Genomic DNA, 19,624 nt, shown 5'->3' on the forward strand with positions numbered 1-19,624 from the left:
CGGGTCGCCCGCCGTCCGCGGGGCGGTCCGGGCGCCGCCCCCGTGGGCTGCCGGCCCGCATGCGCCCGTGCCCCTTCCGTGCGCGGTACCGCGTCATGTGCCATCGGCCTATGGTTCATGACCCCGTGCGTGCGGGGCGAGCGGCGAGGGGGCGGGCGATGGCGGCAGGGAGTTCTCGAGGCGGGGCGGCAGGCGGTTCGGCGTCCCGGCGGGCGCAGGAGGCCCGTCGGCAGGAGCGGCTCTTACGCGAACAGTGGCAGGCCGCCCGGCAGCGGGCCGAGCGCTGGGAGGCGGCGAGCGAGGGGGAGCGGCGGGTCGCCGCCCAGCTGCTGATGCTGGCCGGCCGGGGCTGGCGGCTGCTGGTGGACCGGCGCTGGCCCGGCACCCGCGCGGCCAATGTGGACATGCTGCTGATCGGCCCCGGCGGTGTCTTCGTCATCGACGTCAAGAACTGGCGGGCCGCGCCGGAGACCTCGGGGGGCCGGCTGCGGGCCGGGGGGTTCTCGCGCGACGAGCACCGGCGCAAGCTGCTCGCGGTCACCAAGGCCGCCGAGAACGCGGTGGCGTCCTTGGGGATGTCGCCGGTGGCGGTGCGTCCGCTGCTGGCCTTCGCGGGGCAGCGGGTCGACGCGGAGCTGGGCCGGATACGGCTGCTGGGGGAGCACGAGATCGGCCCGGCGCTGCTGTCGGAGCGCACCCGGCTGTCCGCGGGGTCGGTCCGCGCCCTCGCCGACCACCTGGCGCGGGTCTTCCCCGAGTACGAGGACCCGGCCGCCACTCCGGCCCAGGCCGCCACCTCGGCCCCGGGCGCGACCCCGGCCCCGGGCGCCACTACGTCGCCGGGCGCCACCACGTCGTCCCCGGCCACCGTCGCCCGGCCGCCGGCTGCCGGGGCCGACGGCCTCTTCGACCTCGACGGGCTGCGGGAAGCCGCCCTCGACGAAGCGCGCCGGGCCCCCATCGAGCAGTGGATGACCTTCCTCGACCCCGACCAGCTCGCGCTGGTGCGGCGCAACTGGGCCGGCCCCGCCAGGATCAGCGGCCCGGCCGGCACCGGCAAGACCGTCGTCGGCCTGCACCGAGCGGCCTATCTCGCCCAGCGCACCAACGGCCGCGTCCTGTACGTCACCTTCGCCAACAACCTCCCCCGCGTACAGAGCACCTTCCTGAAGACCATGGCCCCGGCGGTGGCCGACCGGATCGACTTCCGCAGCCTGCACTCCTGGGCGCGGGACTATCTGCGCAGCCGCGGCGTGCCCGTCCATCTGCACAAGGAGAAGGCGGAGACGGCCTTCAGCCTCGCCTGGAAACACGTGGGGCGGAACAGCTGTCTGACCGAGATCGATCCGCTGCACCCCTACTGGCAGGAGGAGATCGACTACGTCATCAAGGGCCGCGGCATCACCTCCTTCGAGGAGTACGCCGTGCTCGCCCGCCGACGCCGCCGGGCCGGCCTGCGCCGCCCGCACCGGCAGGCCGTGTGGGCGCTGTACGAGGCGTACGAGGCCCAGCGCATCGAGCGCGCCGTGCACGACTTCAACGATGTGCTCTCCCTCGCGCTCGCGGAGGCGGCCGGCCGCACCGGTCACAGCGACTACACCGCCGTCGTCGTGGACGAGGTCCAGGACCTGACCCTCGTCGGGGTGCGCCTGCTGCACGCCCTGGTCGGCGACAGCCCCAACGGACTGCTGCTGGTGGGGGACGGCCAACAGGCCGTCTACCCGGGCGGGTTCCGCCTCTCGGACGCGGGCATCGACATCCGCGGGGACCGCGGCCAGGTGCTGCGGGCCAACTACCGCAACAGCAAGGACATCGTGGACACCGCGCTCTCCGTGGTCGCCGAGGACGCCTTCGAGGACCTCGACGGGCTGCCCACCCCCGGCCGGCGGGACGTCGACCTGACCTACCACGACGGCCAGGTACGGCGCGCGGTGCTGCCCACCCTCGACGCGCATGACGCGGCACTGCTGGCCGCGCTGGGCGCCCTGACCCCGCAGCAGCTCGCCGACTCCGCCGTGCTCTGCTCCGCCAAGCGCGGCATCGAGCACTACCAGCGCCTGCTCACCCGGGCGGGCCTGCGCGTCTGCCCGCTGGAGCAGTACGACGGGCACCCGGTCGAGGCCGTGAAGCTGGGCAGTTACCGCCGTGCCAAGGGCCTGGAGTTCAAGCGCGTCTATCTGCCGCAGCACGATGCCGATCTGCCCCGGGGGAACCCGGCCGGGGGCCCGTCCACCGAAACGGCCGATGAGCGCGGCGAGCTGGCCCGCAGTCAGCTCTTCGTCGCCATGACCCGCGCCCGCGACGTCCTCTGGCTGGGCAGCGTCAGGCCACCGCAGGAGAAGTGAGCCGAGGACGGCGGCGTACGGGGCACCGCGCGCCGCGGGCCGGGCGGGACGGTGGGACACCCTGGCCCCGTGGCTCCCTCGCATGGCTTCCTCGCATGGAGTCCTTCCGGGGATGCCGCCGGGCGGTGGATATCCCGGCCGGGGTGAATATCCCGAGATGTCGTCGGGAACCCCACATGGCGAAGTCCCGCACGGGCGTGACCGGGGCCGGACCGCCGCCCATGGCTGACAAGGAGTTCCCACTGTGCGACGCCTGACCGCTCTCGTTGGCACTGCGGCCATCGTCGGGGGGCTGGTCGTGTTCGCCCCACCCGGCGCGCACGCCATCACCGGCATTATCACGTACCACACCCGGCCCGGAAACCGGGTGTACGAGATCCTCGATCCCGGCGACGACCACTGCTACGGCGTGGGCGACGGGTACGGCGAGGTGGAGAACGACACCCCCACCGACCTGGTCCTGTACAACGGGCGGGACTGCACCGGATCCGTGGTCACCGTCGTGCCCCACCGCACGTGGAAGAACGCGCGGTTCGGGAGCCTGCAACTGAGCTCGCGCGGCCCGATGGAAGAGCCGGTGGACGACGACTACACCGACAGGCCGGAGGAGCCGGAGCCTTCCAGGAGTTCGCAGAGCCCGGACGAGCCGGAGCCTCCCAGGAGCTCGCAGAGCCCGGAGGAGTCGGAGCGCCCCTCGGATTCCGAGAGCCCCGAGAGCTCCGACAGCCCCGACGGCCCGCAGGACCCGGTGAACTCGGCAGGGCACGCGAGTCCGGGAGCCGCCCGCTGAGGTGAGTGCGCCGCTGCAGAACCCGGAGGCAGGCCGGGTGCCGCACCGGCGCACACTCCACCTGGCGCCCGGCCGGCCGACGGCCCGCCGGGCGCCAGGCATGACGGCCCGGCGCCCGCCGCCATCGTGCGGACCAGCTCAAGGACCCGCTTCAGCGTTTCCGGCCGCGCGCCCGTGCTCTTCCGCGAAGGCGCGGAAGCTGCGCGGCGGGCGGCCGGTGAGGCGCTCGACGGTGTCCGTGACGCGGTCTTCGGCGCCGCCGGCGATGGCGCGGTCCAGGCCGGCCAGCAGGGCGGCGAACTCTGCGGGAATGCCGGCGGCCAGGTGGTCGCGCAGCTCCTCGTAGGCGAGGGGCCGGTGGTGTACGGGCCGGCCGGTGACCGTGGTGAGGGTGGCGGCGATGTCGTCGTAGCTCAGTGCCTGCGGGCCGGTGAGCACCAGGTCGTGGGCGGGGGGCGGCGGTTCGTCGGTGAGGGCGCGCACGGCGACGGCGGCGATGTCGTCCGCGTCGATGAAGCCGACGCGGCCTGCGCCGGTCGCGGACCGGATGACGCCGTGGGTGCGGATGCTCTCCGCGTGCAGATGCCGGTCGGTGAAGTTCTGCATGAACCAGGAGGGCCGCAGCACCGCCCACTCCTCGAAGAGGCCCGGGAGGGCCGCATGCACCCGGCCCACCATCGGGCCGCCGGCGGGGATGCCGGAGGAGCTGAGGAGGACCGCGCGGCGGACACCGGCCGCACGGGCCCCTTCCAGGAAGGGCAGCATGACGGCGGACGGGTCGGTGGCCCCGACGGGCGGCACGAGATAGATCCGGGCCGCTCCTCGCAGGGCGGCGTGGTGGGTGGCGGGGTCGTACCAGTCGAAGCGGACGGCCTGTGCGCCGGGCAGCTCGGGGGCACGGCGGGCGGCGGCTCTGACGGGGTGCCCGAGTGCGGTGAGCCTGCGCACGATGCGGCTGCCGGTGTTGCCGGTGGCGCCGGTGACCAGGATGGCGTCGTGGCCGGCCCGGGTGCGGTGGCCGGCCCGACTGCCCTGGCCGGTCCGGGGGGCGTGGGCCCGGGAGGCGTGGTCGGTCATGGTCGCTCCGTCAGGACGTGGTGGTGAGGGGCGACTTCGCCGCACTCATGGAGGCCGGGACCATCTGGGGGTTCCAGTAGTCGCGGTAGTGCGTGAAGCGGCCCTTCACGACCGTCACCACGGCGATGTACGGCATCTCGTACGGGGCGCCGGTCGCCACGATCTCGCCGACGGCGCGCATTTCGACCACGACGGTGTCCGGGGCGTCGGTCCGGTGGATCTCCAGGTGGGGGAAGGCGTGGACGTCGATGTGATCGGGATGGTCCTGCAGGTACGCGGCGACCGCCGCCCGGCCCTCCAGTCGCTTCGGAAAGCCGTCCGGGGCGAAGGGGAACTCGAAGACCACGTGCTCGTCGCACAGGGCCACCCAGCCGTCGATGTCCTTGTCCAGAAGCAGTTGCAGCCCGTGGCGGTAGACCTCCGCCGGCGCCGTGGGGGTGAGGGGGGTGCCGCGTTCGCTGTCGTTCATGGGGATGCCTCGCCTCTACACTGGGGGCACAATGTGGACCGATGGTCCGGTTAGCCGTTGCCGCAACCATACGGACCGACAGTCCGTTTCGTAAAGGGGGTCCTCCCATGGCCGAACGCAAGGCGCGCGCGGACGCGCTCCGCAACCGCGAGACCGTCCTGGCGGCCGCCGACGAGCTCTTCGCCCGCAGTGCGAGCCCCCGCGGCGTGTCGATGGACGACATCGCGGTGGCGGCCGGGGTCGGCAAGGGGACGCTCTTCCGCCGCTTCGGCGATCGCACCGGACTGATCCGGGCGGTCTTCGACGCACGGATCGAGCCCCTGCGGCAGGCCGTGGAGGAGGGGCCGGCGCCGCTCGGCCCGTCGGCCGCACCGCGCGAACGGGTGCCGGCACTGCTCGATGCCGTTCTGTGCTTCAAGCTCGACCACCGCCATCTCTCCCTCGCCCTGGAGGAGGCCGGCAGCGGCAGCCCGTACCAGGGGGCGTCCTACGCGTGGTGGCACGGCGTGCTGCGGGACACGCTGGAGCAACTGCCCGAGGCGGCGGCCGGACCGGCCGCGGACAGCGACTTCACCGCGCACGTCCTGCTGGCCGCCACCCGCGCCGATCTGGTCGAGCACCTCGCCGACCAGGAAGGCATGACCCCCGGGCGGATGAGGGCCCGACTGGCGGCCTTCGTGGGCAGGGTGCTGGGCGACGGGCCTGACGGGCGGGGCTGACGAGCCGGAGGCCTGACCCCGGCGCCCCACGGCGTGCTCATCCGCCGACGGGGAGACCGGCCCAGCCGGCCAGCGCACGGGCCCGTTCGGCGCGGCGGGTCTGCACGTCCGTGGTGCAGGTGGCCCATGCGACATGGCCGTCGGGGCGGACGAGGATCTCCCGCACCCCGTCGAGGTCGGCGCGGGAGTCGTGCCCGGTGACGGTGAAGGCGGCCACCCGTGACCCCCAGCCCGTATCGACGGGCCGCTGCATCTCGTCGTCCCCCGCGAGGTCCAGCAGGAGGAACCGGCCGTGCGGCAGGAGTTGGTAGACGCGGACCGCCCCCGATCCGGCCGCCGTGAGCGCGATATCGGGCATCCGCCGTCCCGCCGACGGGTGGGCGCCGGCGTCGGCGGGCGGATAGCCGGTGTCGAGCGCCGAAACCAGCCCGGCCAGACGGCGGTTGACCTCCTCGATGCCCAGCAGTCCGGCCATCAGCTTGCGCAGTGCGGTGGCCGGCCGCCGATACGAGGGCAGCAGGGGCAGCTCCGCAAGCAGCGTCTTGAAGGCCCTGCTCTGATGCGTGCTCTGCATCGCCGTCGTCGTCAACGTCTCCAGCGGTTTCGCCTTCGACGGGGTGCAGCAGGTACTGATCAGCGTCGCCGGCGGCGTCGTGGTGATCGGGTCGGGGGTGGGGCTGTTCCTGAAGCGCACCAAGCGGTGCTGACGCCGGAGGGGGCCGCGCGGGCCGGGGCCGGGTCAGCTGCCGATCAGCTGGAGCGCACCCCACAGCGCCACCGTCGACAGGGCCAGTGCGGCGGGCACGGTGAGCAGACCGAGGCGGGTGAATTCCCTGAGCCGGACATCGTGTTCGTGGTGGTGGACGATGCGCCGCCACAACAGGGTGGCCAGGGATCCGGCGTAGGTGAGGTTGGGGCCGATGTTCACCCCCAGGAGCACGGCAAGGACCGCACCGGGGCCGCTCGGTGCGGCCAGCAGGACCAGCACCAGCACGGCGGGCAGGTTGTTGATCACGTTGGCGAGTACGGCGGCCAGCGCGGCGGTGCCGAGCAGGGCGGGGAGCGAGGTTCCGTCGGGCAGCACGTGCCCGAGCGCATCGGCGAGCCCGTTGTCGACGACCGCGCGGACGACGATGCCCAGGGCCAGTACGAAGGCGAGGAACGGCAGCCCGGCGGACCGGACGACGGCGGCCGGGGTGGTGTCGCGCCGGGCGAGCGCACGGGCCGCCATGACGAGGGCGCCGGCCGCGGCGGCCCAGGCCGGATCGATGCCCAGTGTGGAGGTCAGCGCGAAACCGGCGAGCGTGCCGGCCACCGTCACCAGCGCGAACAGCGGGAGTTCGGGCGGCTCGGCGGTGCTCGGGCCGGGTGTCGCGGCGGCCAGGTCCGTGGCGAAGAAGCGGCGGAAGACCAGGTATTCGACACCGATCGCGACCAGCCACGGCAGCGCCATCAGCGCACCGAACCGGGTGAAGCTCAGCCCGCTCGCCGTGAAGGCCAGCAGGTTCGTCAGGTTGGAGACGGGCAGCAGCAGGGACGCGGTGTTCGACAGATGGGTGCAGGCGTAGACATGGGGTCGGGGACGGGCGCCCATGTGCGCGGCGGTGGCGAACACGACGGGAGTCAGCAGGACGACGGTGGCGTCCAGGCTCAGTACGGCCGTGATGGCCGACGCGAGGGCGAAGACCGCGCCCAGGAGGCGGCTGGGCCGCCCCGCGGCCCAGCGCGCCATCCAGGTCCCGCAGGCGTGGAAGAGCCCCTCGTCGTCGCAGAGTTTGGCGAGGACCAGCACCGCGGCGAGAAAGCCGATCACCGGTCCCAGCCGCTCCGCCTCGTCGCGGACATGGGCCACCGGGATCACGCCGGCCACGATCACCACGGCGGTGGCCGGCACCGCGAAGACCGCCTCCGGCAGCCGGAACGGCCGGATCACGGCCCCCACCAGGACGACGCACAGCATGGCGAGGGACAGGGATTCGGCAAGCACCATGCGCGGGATGGCCCTTTCGTGCAGCGGACCGTGACGGGGCGGGCGAAGGCCTCACCCGGGGCTCATGGGCCATGCCACCCGGCGCGCCACGACGGGCGCCACGCGCCACGACGGGCGCCACGCGCCTCGCCGGTGCGCGGGCGTGCCGACGGAGGTCAGTGCGGCGGCATCAGCCCGGCAAGCGTCGCCTCCACCAGGCCGCGCGCATACGCCGCGTCCAACGGGCCCGGCCGGAAGACCAGGCGGTACATCATGGGGGCGACGATGTGGTCCATCACGAGTTCGGCGTCCGGGACCTGCTCACCGCGGTCGGCGGCGCGGGCGAGGATGACGCCCACCTGCTCGGCGGCGTAGGCCGAGCACTGCCCCGCGTTGCTGCCGTCCGGATCACCGGCGAGCGCGTCACGGATGTAGGCCCGGCCCGGGGGCGAGGCCATCTCTTCCAGGAACTGCTCGGCCCAGGCCTCCAGGTCCGTGCGCAGCGCTCCGTGGTCGGCGGGCGGTGCCTCCGGGCGGAGGCGTTCGACGGCCACGTCGGAAAGCAGTTCCTGGAGGTCTCCCCAGCGGCGGTAGATCGTCGACGGCGTGACGCCGGCGCGCGCGGCGACCAGAGGGACCGTCAGCGCCGCTCGGCCCTGCTCGGCTTCGAGGGCACGCACGGCGGCATGCACCGATTCCTGGACGCGGGCGCTGCGTCCCCCGGGGCGGGTCATCGGCCTGGGGCTCATGACTCCACCTTAAGGGCTCGGCGGGGCACAGCGACACATAAAAGCAAACTGTTTGCGTTAGAGCTCCGCCCGCGCTAGCCTGACATAACGCAAAGATTTTGCTTTTGGTCCACGAGAGGACAGCTCATGCATGCCGTCAGTGAAGCGGTCCCCGCCTGGACGGTCGGCGAGATCACCGTCCGCCGTATCGACGAGACCGCGCTCCCCGCGCCGACCGGCCGGTGGCTGCTGCCCGAGGCCACCCCGGACGTGCTGGCCCAAGCCCCCTGGCTGCGGCCGGACTTCGCCGACCAGAACGGTGACCTGCGCCTGGCCACGCACAGCTTCGCGCTGGAGGTGCAGGGCATGCGCCTCCTCGTCGACACCGGCATCGGCAACGGCAAACCCCGGACCAACCCCGCCTGGGACCACCTCGACACGGACTATCTCCAGCGGCTGACGGCGGCCGGCTTCGCCCCGGAGACGGTGGACCTGGTCCTCCTCACCCATCTGCACACCGATCACGTCGGCTGGAACACCGTCGCCGACAAGGACGGCTGGGTCCCCACCTTCCCCCGCGCCCGCTACCTGACGTCCCGTACGGAGTGGGACCACTGGTCCGGCCAGGACATGGACGACGCCCGCCGCCAGATGTTCCGGGACTCCGTCCACCCCGTCCGCGACGCCGGACAGCTCGACCTGGTCGACGTGCCCGCCGAAGGCGCCGAGGTCGCCCCCGGCGTCCGCCTCCTGCCCACCCCCGGTCACACGCCCGGCCAGTTCGCCGTGGAGCTGCGCAGCGCCGGGCAGACGGCCCTGATCACCGGCGACTGCCTGCACCACCCGGTCCAGCTGTCGCGCCCCGACATCGGGAGCTGCGTGGACACCGACCCCGCACAGGCCGCGGACACCCGCCGCACCCTTCTCGCCTCGCTGGCGGGCACCGGCACCCTGCTCCTGGGCAGCCACTTCCCGCCGCCCACGGCAGGCCGGGTCCGCTCCGAAGGCGGCGCCTACCGCCTCGCGCCCGTGGGACCGGACCACGGATGACCCCTGATCACGGATGATCACCGGGGGAGGGGAGGGGAGGGGAGGGGAGGGGAGGGGAGGGGAGGGGAGGGGAGGGGGACGGGGAACGGGGCTCAGCGCTGAAGGAACTGCTGGCACCGGTACGGCCCGACGCGCTCCCCGTCGCCGGCGATCACCACCTGGACCTTGTCCGGGCGGGTGCCGTGGACGAGGACCTCGGCACGGGCGAGGGTGCAGACCAGCTGGCCGGTGGCCTGGTCCTGGGAGGAGCCGGCGGGATAGCCCGGAGCGACGACGGTGACCTCGCCGTCGTCGGCGTCGGCGTGGAAATCCACGTCGGTGGGGAGGAGATTGGTCAGCCCCTCGGCCCGCTCGGCCGGGGACGGTCCCGCGATCAGCAGTTTGAACGCATCGTCGAGCTGGTCGAACGTCACGTCAGGCCGGGGCACCCCCCGCGGGCCGTTGTCGGAGGCGAAGTAGATCCGCATGCCTTTCGAGATCCCGGAAGGGGCGGTGCCGCCGTCCGTGACGCCGGTGGGACGGATACCGCAGCCCGCGGCGGCGAGGGCGAGCACACAGCAGGTGAGGGCGGTGCGGGGGCGCGTCATGAGGCGGATTCCGTACGGCGGGGGATGCGGAGGGTGAAGACGGCGCCGGTGTCCGGAGCCGGGGGTGCGAGTTCGATGGTGCCGCCGTGCAGGCGGGCGTTCTCCAGGGCGATGGCCATGCCCAGTCCGCTGCCCTCGGAGCGGCTGCGGGCGCTGTCGGCCTTGTAGAAGCGGTCGAAGACATGGCGGGCGACCTCGGGGGCCAGCCCTGGGCCGTGGTCGGCGACGGAGACGGTGAGCCGGTCGTCCGCCGCCCGTACGGTGACGGTCACCGGCGGCGCGCCGTGCCGGAGGGCGTTGCCGACGAGATTGGCGACGATGACGTCGAGACGGCGGCGGTCGAGCCGGGCCCGGATGCCCGGAGGCAGATCGGCCACGACCTGGTCGGTCCAGCCGCGTGCCGCGAGCGTCGCGCGCACCGCCTCGGCCATGTCCAGTTCGTGGACCGTGAGCGCCACGGCGCGGGCGTCGAAGCGGGATATCTCGATGAGGTCGTCGACGAGCCGGGCCAGCTTGGCGGTTTCCGCGCTGACCGTACGGGCCGCGTGCGCGGTGTCGGGGGTGAGCTGGTCGGCGTCCTCCTCCAGGACGCTGGAGACGATCGTCATGGCGGCGAGCGGGGTGCGCAGCTCATGGGAGACATCGGCGACGAAACGGCGGGCCAGGGCCTCCTGTTCGCGCAGCTCGCCGACGCTGTGCTCCAGCGCGCCGGCCGTTTCGTTGAACGTGTGGGCGAGTTCGGCCAGTTCGTCATGGCCCTTCTCCTCGACCCGGATGCTGAGCTCGCCGGTGGCCAGCCTGCGCGTGGCCCGTGCCAGTTTGCGGACCGGCCGCAGCACCGTACGGGCCGCGAGCAGCGCCAGGACCGCGGCCAGCAGCACCACGGGCACCAGGCCGCCCTGCACACTGCGCACCAGCTCGGCGGTGTCGCGTTCCTCCTCGGCCAGGGAGACGGCCGCGAATATCTCGACCCCGGACGGCTGCCCTGGACTGCCACGGCCGGCCGGTGCTTCCAGGCCGACCGGCGCGCCGAGCGCCAGCCAGGGCTTCCCGCCGTACTCCACCCGCTGGAGAGAGACCCGGGTGTGGGTGCGCACGGCCGCGCGCAGCTCGGGAGTGATCCGGGTGCGGTCCGCTGACGGGTCGGAGGAGGCGGTGTAGTCGCGGTACCGGGCGACGACCAGTGAGCCGTGCAGGCCGGACGAGATATCGGTGGCGAACCGGGCCATGGACCGGGGGTCGGTGGGGACGTCGAACTCCGCCGCCCGCCCCTCGACGAGGCTGCGGAAGTCGTCGACGGCGGCGTTCTGGGCCCGCTTGAGGACCGCCTCCCGCGATTCCCGGTACGCCAGTCCGGTGGCGGTGACCGCGCTGATCAGGGCGACCACGACGACAGTGATGATCAGCCGCCCGCGAAGCCCGTCAAGGCGGGGGAGCCGCCTACGGGCCCGCGGCGCGGCCCTCGCGCCCGTCGCCGGAGCGCCCGTCCCCGCGGCCCTCTCCGTGGAGCTCCCCTTCCTGCTCCTCATCGCGCGCTCACAGCGGCCCGAAGCGATAGCCGAAGCCACGCACCGTCTGGATGTAGCGCGGCTTGGCGGGGACGTCCTCCAGCTTGGCGCGCAGCCGCCCGACCGCCGCGTCCACCAGCCGGGAGTCGCCCAGGAAGTCGTGTTCCCAGACGAGCTCCAGCAGCTGTTCCCGGCTGAAGACCCGGCGGGGGGCGGCCGACAGCTCCATCAGCAGCCGCAGCTCGGTGGGCGGGAGCGGGACGGGGGTGCCGCGCTTGGTGACGGTCAGCCCGGCCCGGTCGATGACGAGCCCGGCGAAGTCGTCGCTGTCCGTGCGGGTGACCGGACCGGCCCGGCGCAGCGCCGCCCGGATACGCGCCTCCAGCACCTGGCCGGTGATGGGCTTGACCACATAGTCGTCGGCGCCCGCCTCCAGCCCGCTGACCACGTCCCGATCGTCACCGCGGGAGGTGAGCATGATGATGGGCAGCTGGCCCCGGCCGCGGATGCGCCGGCAGACCTCGAAGCCGTCGATACCGGGCAGCATCAGGTCGACCACCGCGATCTCGATGCCGCCCTCGCACGGGCGGGACAGCAGCTCCAGGCCCGCCTCGCCGCTGGCGACGGCGTCGACCTCATGGCCGCGCCGACGCAGCACCAGCTCCATTCCGTCCCGTACGGACATGTCGTCCTCGATCAGCAGCACATGCGGCATGCCGTCGATTATGGGCGAGGGTTTGTGCAGCTCAGGAGTTATCCACAGGGCGAAAGCGCGGTCCGGCGGCATTGTTACGTTCTCATCATGCGGCCGTGGAACGGCCACCAACTAGGGCCCTGACATTGGCCGCATGACGCAGAAGACACGCTCCCGCGCCGCACGCCTCGCGCTGCTGATCGCCGTACCCGCCCTCGCGCTGACCACCGCCTGCGGCGGTGCCGAGTCGTCCGACGAAGGGGTCGCCTCCGTCAGCAACGCGCCCTCGACCGACCAGACCAAGGACGGCGCCGGCTCGTCCAAGGGCGGTGGCGCCCAGGGCAAGAGCGCGTTCTACGACGCACAGATGAAGTTCGTCCAGTGCATGCGCAAGAAGATCACCAAGGACTACCCCGCTCCCAAGCTGAGCGGCTATCTCGACTGGACGAAGATCAACAAACTCCAGGAGGAGATGGGCAACAACGACGTCGCCAAGGCCGGCCGGGGCAACGCGTGTGTGTCCGAGATGCGGAAGGCCATGAGCCTGGAGCCGCCCCGCGACACCCAGAAGGACTACGAGTCGATGCTCGCGCACGCCAAGTGCATGCGCGCCCATGGCGTATCGAAGTTCACCAACCCGAAGCTTCAGGACGGCAATGTCCTCCCCGGCGGTGACCCGAACCCCGCCTCGCCCGAGATCGAGCGGGACTCGCCCGCATACCAGCAGGCCGAACAGGCCTGCAAGGACAAGCTCCTCGACGGCCTGGACGGTATGCAGTGAGCTCCGCACCAAAGCGCCGCCGGGGGCTCGTCGCCCTGGCGGCGGCGGTCACGGCGACCGCGGTGACCGCCGGCGTCATGATCCTCACCAACCCCGGCCAGGACGCCTCGGCCGACAGCCGGAAGCCGAAGGGGCCGCCCACCACGACCGAGATCACCCGCACCGACCTCGCCCGGAGCAAGACCGTCGACGGGCACCTGGACTACGCGCAGCGCCGGGCGGTGAAGTCCCCCGTGGAGGGCACGATCACCAAGGCCGCCCAACCAGGGAAGACCGTGTCACTCGGGCAGCGCCTGTATGAGCGCGACGCACGGCCGGTGGTCCTCCTCTACGGCTCGACACCGATGTTCCGCGCGATGAAGACCGGTGCCCGCGGCCCGGACGTCCTCCAACTGGAGCGCAACCTCCGCGATTTGGGCTTCGGGTCCGGGCTGTATGTGGACGTCCGCTATGACGAGGCGACCAAGGCCGCCGTCAAGGCGTGGCAGAAGTCCCTCGACATGACCTCCGACGGCGAGATCGGCCGGGGGGACGTCGTCTTCCAGCGCGGCCCCGTGCGGGTGGTGTCCGCGGACGCCGCCCTCGCCGACACCATCGGCCCGGACAAAGCGGTCCTGACGGTCGCCTCCACCAAGCCCGTCGTACGGGCCTCGCTCGACGAGGCCGACCGGGCCCTGGCCACCAATGGCACCAAGGTGGAGATCGCCATGCCCGGCGGAGGCACCCGGCGCGGCAAGGTCAGCGGGGTGGCGGCCCCCGAGGGCTCCGAGTCCGCCGAGGGCGGCTCCGGCGGCTCCGGCGGCTCCGGCGGCTCGCCCCAGGACGGCATCGATGTGGAGATCACGCTCGACGACGGCGCCGAGCTCCGGGAGATGGACCGGCAGGGCACCCTCAGCGTGAAGTTCGTCAGTGAGAGCCGCAAGGACGTGCTGACGGTTCCGGTCGAGGCGGTCGTCGCGCTGCGCGAGGGCGGCTACGGGCTGGAGCTGGTCCAGGGCGCCAGAACCCGCATGGTGCCGGTCGAGACCGGTCTGACGGCCGACGGCCGGATCGAGGTCAGCGGCTCCGGCCTGGCCGAGGGCATGAAGGTCGGAGCGGCCGAGCAATGACCCCAGCCGTGATCGAACTGCGGGCGGCCACCAAGTCCTACCCGGGCGGGGTGCACGCCCTGCGGGGCGTGGACCTCCGGGTGGAGCGCGGCGAACTGGCCGCCATCGTCGGCCCGTCCGGCTCCGGCAAGTCCACCCTGCTCAATCTGATCGGCACCCTCGACCGGGCCACCTCGGGCGAGGTCAGGGTGGCCGGGTACGACGTGAGCCGGCTGTCCGACGCCCAGCTCTCCGCACTGCGCGCCCGGCACATCGGCTTCGTCTTCCAGCACTTCCACCTCGCGCCCGGCCGCAGCGCCCAGGACAACGTCGCGGACGGCCTGCTGTACGGCGGGACGGGCCTGCGCGAGCGCCGCGCCCGCGCCCGTACGGCCCTGGAGGAAGTGGGGCTCGGACACCGCATCGGCCACCTCGCCCACCAGCTGTCGGGTGGCGAGAAGCAGCGCGTGGCCATCGCCCGCGCACTGGTCGGCGACCCCGATCTGCTGCTTGCCGACGAGCCGACCGGTGCGCTGGACACCGCCTCCGGCGACCTGGTCATGAACCTCGTCCGCGAGCTCCACGCGGCCGGGACGACCGTCTGTGTCATCACCCACGACAACGACATAGCCGACTCGCTGCCCCGCCGTATCCGCTTCCGCGACGGCGAGATCGTCGACGACTCCGGTACTGCTCCCGCCGCACCCGGCTCGCCCGTCGAGTCCACCGAGGAGGTGACCCGATGAGCGGCCCCGCACTCCGGGCGGCCCGGCTCTCCCCGGCCGATGTGCTGCGGGTCGGCGCCGAGGGCCTGCGCAGCCGCCGCACCCGCGTCGTGCTGTCCGCCCTCGGCATCGCGATCGGCATCGCGACGATGGTCGCGGTCATCGGGCTGTCCACCTCCAGCCGCGCCGACATCATGGACCGGCTGGACCGGCTCGGCACCAATCTGCTCACCGCCGAGGCGGGCGAGGACGCCATGGGTGGCAATGCCGAACTCCCCAAGAACGCCGTGTCGATGGTCGAGCGGATCGGCCCCGTCCAGCACGCCACCGCCGTCGGCGCGGTCGACGCCCGGGTGCGGCGCAGCGATGCCGTGCCGGAGGAGATGGCGGCCGGCATCACGGTCCAGGCCGCCCGCCCCGACCTGCTCGGCGCGCTCAATGCCCGTACCAGTCAGGGGAGTTGGCTCAACCGTGCCAGTGAACGACTGCCCACCGTCGTCCTGGGCTCGGTGGCCGCCGAACGGCTCGGAATGAGCGAGCCCGGCGCCAAGATCCTGCTGAACGACCGCTGGTACGTCGTCACCGGCATCCTCGCGCCCATCGAGCTGGTGCCGACCCTGGACCGTACCGCCATGGTCGGATACCCCTCAGCCGAGCGCTACCTGGGCTTCGACGGCCACCCGACCATGCTCTTCGAGCGCTCCACCGACGCGTCGGTGGAGGCGGTCCAGGGGGTGCTGGCCCGTACGGTCAACCCGGGTGACGAGAACTCGGTGAAGGTCTCCCGCCCCTCCGACGCCCTGGCGGCCAAGGCCGCCACGGACGAGGGGATGACCAGCCTGATGCTGGGCCTGGGCGCGGTGGCGCTGCTCGTCGGCGGGGTGGGCGTGGCCAACACCATGGTGATCTCGGTACTGGAGCGCCGCCAGGAGATCGGGCTGCGCCGCGCCCTCGGCGCGACGAGAGGCTCGGTCCGGCTCCAATTCCTCACCGAATCCCTGCTGTTGTCGGCACTCGGCGGACTGGCGGGCGCCGCGCTGGGCGCCGCCGCCACGGCCGTCTTCGCACATGCCCAGGGGTGGACCGCCGTCGTACCGCCCTGGTCGCTGGCCGGCGGACTCGGCGCCACCCTGGCGATCGGCGTCATCGCGGGTCTCTACCCGGCCGTACGCGCCTCCCGGCTGCATCCGACGGTGGCGCTCAGCGCGACCTGACCCGGCGCCTTCGGCGGGCGCGGCGTGCGGGGACGACGTGCAGGTCAGCGCCGCTGCGGCGCGCCTCGCCTGGGCGCCGCCGGTGCGGCGAGCGGACCGGCGCCCTTGACGGTGCGCAGCACGGGGGCGGTCTCCAGCGAGTGCAGCGCCGAAGGCGCCGAGGCGGTGGGTCAGGTAGTGGTGCAGGGCCGCGGGGCCGGTGCACAGCGCCTGCGCGACCACGTTCGTCCCGCCGGCGGCCGCGCCTGGACCTCATGGGCACGGCACTGGCGGCCCTCGGTATCGGTCTGCTCGTCCATCCCCTCATCGGGAGCGGTACCGCCGGGGGATCGCCCCAGGTGTGAGGCGCCCTGGCCGCCGGTGTCGTGGTCCTGGCCGCGTTCGGGTTCCACCAGCACCGCCGCGGCGCGCGGGGTTGCGATGCGCTCATCGAGGCCGGCCTGTTCCGCGGCCGCGGACTTCCTGCCGCGCTGGCCGCCGCCGTGCTGTTCTTGGCGGTGGTCAACGGTCTGACGACGGTGGTCGTGCTACAGCTCCAACTCGGGCCGCACACCGACGTCCTGTCCACCGGGCTCACACTGCTGCCGTGGTCGTGCGCGATGGCGGTCTCTTCGTGGATCGCGGGCACCCGCCTGGTGCCCCGCTACGGCTCACGGGTGAGGTGCGCCGGGCTCACCGCCCTGCTCCTCGGCACCCTGGCCGCCCTCGTCGCTTACGGGAGCGGCCCGGCCACGTCCTACCCCTGGCCCTTGTTGGCCGCTCTGGCGGTCTTCGGCTCGGGACAAGGTCTGTTCGCCGTCCCGTTCTTCACCACCGCCCTGCACCGGGTCCGTTCGCACGAAACCGGCTCGGCGGCCGGGCTGCTCAACGCCGCCCAGCAACTGGGCGGCACGCTCGGCACCGCCCTCCTGGGCACCATTTTCCTCCACACCGCGGCCGACGGCCCGTCGGAACCGGCCCGTGCCGCACTGAACGGGGCCCGGCACGCCTTTTGGGTCTCCGTCGGCCTCATCGCCGCCACCGGCGTCGCCGCGGCCCTCCTGCACGCCGCTTCCCGCAGCAACCGCGGGCGGCGCACCGAGGAGGGCGACTGAGAAGGGCGACTGACCGTATCCGCCGCAGTCTTGGACGGCCGGCCGACTTCCCGTCAGCTGACGCGCAAGCTTCCCGTCAGCTGACGCGCAAGGGCCGAGCGGCCCGGTGGCCGTACGCTCCGGCGGACCGCGGCGCTCCCGCTGACCCGTTCGCTCCGGCAGATCCATTTGCTTTCGCAGACGCCCGCCCGCTCCGCCCCCGATGGCCCGATCGTTGCGTCCGATGAGTCGGAGACAGCAGAGGCGTCAAAGGCGTCCGAATGGCATCCGGAGAGTCACCTCTCGTCACCCTTTGGGGTATTTGAGAGGAATATTGGCTTATGTCTGAATTTTCACGCACATTTCCTTGTTGGAACCAGATGAGCGTCGTAGCTTGGGAGTTGTCGTAGCCGGTAACGGCTCGACAGCAAGGAAAAAACTACGAGGAGGCGAGATGAGCTTCCGCAAGATCTTCCCCACCAGGCGCAGGCGTCACGGAGACGACTGGGACTACGACGACTATGGCCGTGGCTACGGCCGCTTCCGCGGGCGCGGGCGCGGGCGTGGGCGTGGCAGGGGTCGTGGGCGTGGCCGTGGCCACGGACACGGGCGTCACTGACGCAAACCTCTGAGTTCGAGGCTGGCTCGCGTACAGCGCGGGTCCGCCTCGTCGTTTGAGGGGCCGTGTCACGTGGTCCCGGTCAACCGCCCGAGCAGCGACGAGATGACGTAGCCACCATGCACCTGCGCAGCTCACGCCGGCGCCGAGAGCGCCTCGAAGCGTCGCCTCAACGAGGCACGGAACCACTACCCGTTGAAGAGGGTTCGGCACTGCTGCACGGTGGCGGTGACGAGTTCACCGCTCCGGCGGACGCTGGGCGGGCGAGGAAGCTGCCGACCCCGGACCCCGCCATGGACCGCGTGTTCCGGGGGCTCGTCGCGGACACCTCGATCCGCACCAGGCGAGTGGGCTTCAAGGAGGCGGTGCGCCGTTTCTGGCCGCTGACCCGGGGCGACCGCCGCTGGATCGCCCTCGTCATTCTGAGCGCCATCGTCGCCACGCTCGCCGAGACCGTGGCCATCCTCATCTTCGCCGAACTCACCGACAACGCCTTGCAGAAGGGCTCGGTGAGCGCCTTCTGGGGGCCCGCCGGGCTGTGGCTCGGCCTGGCCGTCGCCGGCGGGATCGTGGGGTATCTGGGCAACTCGCTCGCCGCCTGGGTGGCGGAGCGCTTCGTGATGCGGCTACGGGCCCGGATCTTCGCGCATCTCCAGACGCTGCCGCCGCACTTCTTCCAGCGCAACCGACGGGGTGACCTGGTCGAGCGGCTGACCGGCGACGTCGACGCCATCGAGGAGCTCGTGGTCTCCGGCTTCGTGCAGGCGATCACGGCCCTGTTCGGCGTCGTCTTCTACGCCGGGGCCGCGCTCTGGCTGCGCTGGGACCTGGCGCTCGCCACCTTCGCCCTGGCCCCGCTGTTCTGGTTCGCCACCAGCCGTTTCACCCACCGGGTCAAGGAGGTGTCCCGCCGGGAACGCGCGGCGGACGGCGCCATCACCTCGGTGGTGGAGGAAGGGCTGGTCAACGTCGTCCTGACCCAGGCCTACAACCGGCAGCGCGACGAGCAGGAGCGGCTCCGCCGCGAGGCCCACAGCTGGCTGAGGGCGTCGGTGACCAGCGCCCGCCTCAACGAGCTGTACGAGCAGCTGGTCCAGGTCCTGGAAACGCTCTGCGTCCTGGCGATCATCGGCCTGGGCGCGTGGGAGATCGCCTCGGGGCGGATGACGCTGGGCCAGCTCCTGGCCTTCGCCGCGTTCGTCGGCTACCTCTACCCGCCGATCCAGAGCCTCGGCCAACTCGGTCTGACGGTCACCGAGGCGACCGCCGGAGCCGAGCGGCTGCTGGAGATCGTCGACGCGCCACCCGCCGTCACCGACCCCGACCCCTCCGTCATCGTGCCGGCACCGGCCCGCGCGTTCGGCGCGGTGGAAGCGTGCCGGGTCGGCTTCCACTACCCGGGCAGCAAGCAGGAGGTGCTCCATGACTTCTCCTTCACCGCGGTGCCCGGGGAACTGGTGGTCATCACCGGCCCCAGCGGCGCGGGCAAGTCGACCCTGGCCGCCCTGCTGCTGAGGTTCTACGACCCGGACACCGGCAGCGTCCGGCTGGACGGCATCCCCGTGAACAGGCTGCCGCTCGCCCAGCTCCGCCGGAACATCACTCTGCTGCCGCAGGACACCCTCGTCCTGCACGACACCGTGGAGGAGAACATCGCCTGCGGACGCGACGACGTGACCCACGAGGACGTCGTCCAGGCCGCGCGGGCCGCCGACGCCGAGGAGTTCATCGCCGCCCTCCCTGACGGCTACGACACCGTGATCGCCCCCGGCACCTCCCGGCTCTCCGGCGGCCAGCTGCAGCGCGTCGCGATCGCCCGCGCCATGCTGCGCAACGCCCCCGTGCTCATCCTCGACGAGCCCACCACCGGTCTGGACACCCTGGCCACCCAGCGGATCCTCGCGCCCCTGCGGCGCCTCGCCGAGGGCCGCACCACTCTCGTGATCACACACGATCTGGACCTCGCCGCGGACGCCGACCGCATCCTGGTGCTGGACGAGGGACGCCTGGTGGAGTCGGGCCGGCACGACGAACTCCTGGCCCGGCAAGGCCTGTACGCCACGCTCTTCCACGTGCACCCGCCGCCCCGCAACGGCTCCGTACACCCCCTCGCCGACCCGTCGGGCAGTCACTGGGGGTAGCCCGGTAGCCCGGTAGCGGGGGAGGCCGGGCCGGCCCGACGCCTACG

18 protein-coding genes and 1 pseudogene are annotated in these 19,624 nt (G+C 72.6%); 11 read left to right on the top strand and 8 right to left on the bottom strand.

The genetic code is table 11. The features are described 5' to 3' along the window. Positions 1-110: 110 nt before the first annotated feature. Complete coding sequence (locus tag K7C20_RS20215; protein WP_245171738.1) at positions 111-2,345, top strand: nuclease-related domain-containing DEAD/DEAH box helicase; 2,235 nt, start codon at positions 111-113, stop codon at positions 2,343-2,345. Positions 2,346-2,589: 244 nt separating this feature from the next. Then, positions 2,590-3,135, top strand: a complete 546-nt coding sequence (locus tag K7C20_RS20220; protein WP_052414378.1) for a hypothetical protein — start codon at positions 2,590-2,592, stop codon at positions 3,133-3,135. A 138-nt stretch (positions 3,136-3,273) separates the two neighbouring features. Here the strand turns inward: K7C20_RS20220 and K7C20_RS20225 are convergent, their stop codons facing one another. Together K7C20_RS20225 and K7C20_RS20230 are read right to left on the bottom strand one after the other, a co-directional pair. Continuing rightward, on the bottom strand, positions 3,274-4,212 hold the full coding sequence (locus K7C20_RS20225) for an NAD(P)H-binding protein (protein WP_078953533.1): 939 nt from the start codon (positions 4,210-4,212) through the stop codon (positions 3,274-3,276). A gap of 10 nt (positions 4,213-4,222) precedes the next feature. Further along, complete coding sequence (locus K7C20_RS20230) at positions 4,223-4,681, bottom strand: nuclear transport factor 2 family protein (RefSeq protein WP_048830255.1); 459 nt, start codon at positions 4,679-4,681, stop codon at positions 4,223-4,225. Positions 4,682-4,788: 107 nt separating this feature from the next. Here K7C20_RS20230 and K7C20_RS20235 point away from each other — a divergent pair, with 107 nt between their 5' ends. Then, the gene (locus K7C20_RS20235; RefSeq protein ID WP_030088038.1) at positions 4,789-5,400 is read left to right on the top strand and encodes a TetR/AcrR family transcriptional regulator; all 612 of its coding nucleotides are present in this window, start codon (positions 4,789-4,791) and stop codon (positions 5,398-5,400) included. Positions 5,401-5,437: 37 nt separating this feature from the next. Here K7C20_RS20235 and K7C20_RS20240 read toward each other — a convergent pair. After that, positions 5,438-5,944, bottom strand: a pseudogene (locus K7C20_RS20240) (aromatic-ring hydroxylase C-terminal domain-containing protein); the annotation flags it as partial. Between the two features lie 19 nt (positions 5,945-5,963). Between K7C20_RS20240 and K7C20_RS20245 the strand changes: the two are divergent. Further along, the gene (locus K7C20_RS20245) at positions 5,964-6,107 is read left to right on the top strand and encodes a hypothetical protein (protein ID WP_167352544.1); all 144 of its coding nucleotides are present in this window, start codon (positions 5,964-5,966) and stop codon (positions 6,105-6,107) included. A gap of 32 nt (positions 6,108-6,139) precedes the next feature. On the opposite strand, the gene K7C20_RS20250 is transcribed toward K7C20_RS20245, so the two are convergent. Both K7C20_RS20250 and K7C20_RS20255 read right to left on the bottom strand, forming a co-directional pair. After that, positions 6,140-7,390: an SLC13 family permease gene (locus K7C20_RS20250; protein WP_048830254.1), complete on the bottom strand. Its 1,251-nt coding sequence runs from the start codon at positions 7,388-7,390 to the stop codon at positions 6,140-6,142. 155 nt (positions 7,391-7,545) lie between these two features. After that, positions 7,546-8,118: a TetR/AcrR family transcriptional regulator gene (locus K7C20_RS20255; RefSeq protein ID WP_030088033.1), complete on the bottom strand. Its 573-nt coding sequence runs from the start codon at positions 8,116-8,118 to the stop codon at positions 7,546-7,548. A 126-nt stretch (positions 8,119-8,244) separates the two neighbouring features. Here K7C20_RS20255 and K7C20_RS20260 point away from each other — a divergent pair, with 126 nt between their 5' ends. Continuing rightward, positions 8,245-9,147 carry an MBL fold metallo-hydrolase gene (locus K7C20_RS20260; RefSeq protein WP_222892640.1) on the top strand — a complete coding sequence of 301 codons (903 nt, stop codon included), beginning with the start codon at positions 8,245-8,247 and terminating at the stop codon, positions 9,145-9,147. 92 nt (positions 9,148-9,239) lie between these two features. On the opposite strand, the gene K7C20_RS20265 is transcribed toward K7C20_RS20260, so the two are convergent. Genes K7C20_RS20265 through K7C20_RS20275 form a run of 3 tightly spaced genes read right to left on the bottom strand, consistent with a single transcriptional unit; the run spans position 9,240 to position 11,957 of the window. After that, the gene (locus K7C20_RS20265; protein ID WP_030089303.1) at positions 9,240-9,734 is read right to left on the bottom strand and encodes a GerMN domain-containing protein; all 495 of its coding nucleotides are present in this window, start codon (positions 9,732-9,734) and stop codon (positions 9,240-9,242) included. Then, positions 9,731-11,263 (bottom strand): sensor histidine kinase, encoded by a 1,533-nt coding sequence (locus K7C20_RS20270; protein WP_030089301.1) that lies wholly within the window; start codon positions 11,261-11,263, stop codon positions 9,731-9,733. The genes K7C20_RS20265 and K7C20_RS20270 overlap by 4 nt, the downstream gene beginning before the upstream one ends. 7 nt (positions 11,264-11,270) lie before the next feature. After that, positions 11,271-11,957: a response regulator transcription factor gene (locus K7C20_RS20275; RefSeq protein ID WP_053210589.1), complete on the bottom strand. Its 687-nt coding sequence runs from the start codon at positions 11,955-11,957 to the stop codon at positions 11,271-11,273. Between the two features lie 133 nt (positions 11,958-12,090). Here K7C20_RS20275 and K7C20_RS20280 point away from each other — a divergent pair, with 133 nt between their 5' ends. The 6 genes from K7C20_RS20280 to K7C20_RS20305 all read left to right on the top strand — a co-directional run bounded on the left by K7C20_RS20280 (position 12,091) and on the right by K7C20_RS20305 (position 19,577). Then, on the top strand, positions 12,091-12,717 hold the full coding sequence (locus K7C20_RS20280) for a hypothetical protein (protein ID WP_030089298.1): 627 nt from the start codon (positions 12,091-12,093) through the stop codon (positions 12,715-12,717). After that, positions 12,714-13,826: a peptidoglycan-binding protein gene (locus K7C20_RS20285; protein WP_048830411.1), complete on the top strand. Its 1,113-nt coding sequence runs from the start codon at positions 12,714-12,716 to the stop codon at positions 13,824-13,826. The genes K7C20_RS20280 and K7C20_RS20285 overlap by 4 nt, the downstream gene beginning before the upstream one ends. Next, positions 13,823-14,551, top strand: a complete 729-nt coding sequence (locus tag K7C20_RS20290) for an ABC transporter ATP-binding protein (protein ID WP_053210590.1) — start codon at positions 13,823-13,825, stop codon at positions 14,549-14,551. Before K7C20_RS20285 ends, K7C20_RS20290 begins: the two co-directional genes overlap by 4 nt. Beyond that, positions 14,548-15,744 (top strand): ABC transporter permease, encoded by a 1,197-nt coding sequence (locus K7C20_RS20295; RefSeq protein ID WP_030089294.1) that lies wholly within the window; start codon positions 14,548-14,550, stop codon positions 15,742-15,744. The genes K7C20_RS20290 and K7C20_RS20295 overlap by 4 nt, the downstream gene beginning before the upstream one ends. Before the next feature lie 365 nt (positions 15,745-16,109). Then, positions 16,110-16,838 carry an MFS transporter gene (locus K7C20_RS20300; protein WP_052414388.1) on the top strand — a complete coding sequence of 243 codons (729 nt, stop codon included), beginning with the start codon at positions 16,110-16,112 and terminating at the stop codon, positions 16,836-16,838. 891 nt (positions 16,839-17,729) lie between these two features. After that, positions 17,730-19,577: an ABC transporter ATP-binding protein gene (locus K7C20_RS20305; protein ID WP_078953668.1), complete on the top strand. Its 1,848-nt coding sequence runs from the start codon at positions 17,730-17,732 to the stop codon at positions 19,575-19,577. The last annotated feature ends 47 nt before the right edge of the window (positions 19,578-19,624 follow it).

It is taken from the genome of Streptomyces decoyicus (genome assembly GCF_019880305.1).
Lineage (GTDB): Bacteria > Actinomycetota > Actinomycetes > Streptomycetales > Streptomycetaceae > Streptomyces > Streptomyces decoyicus.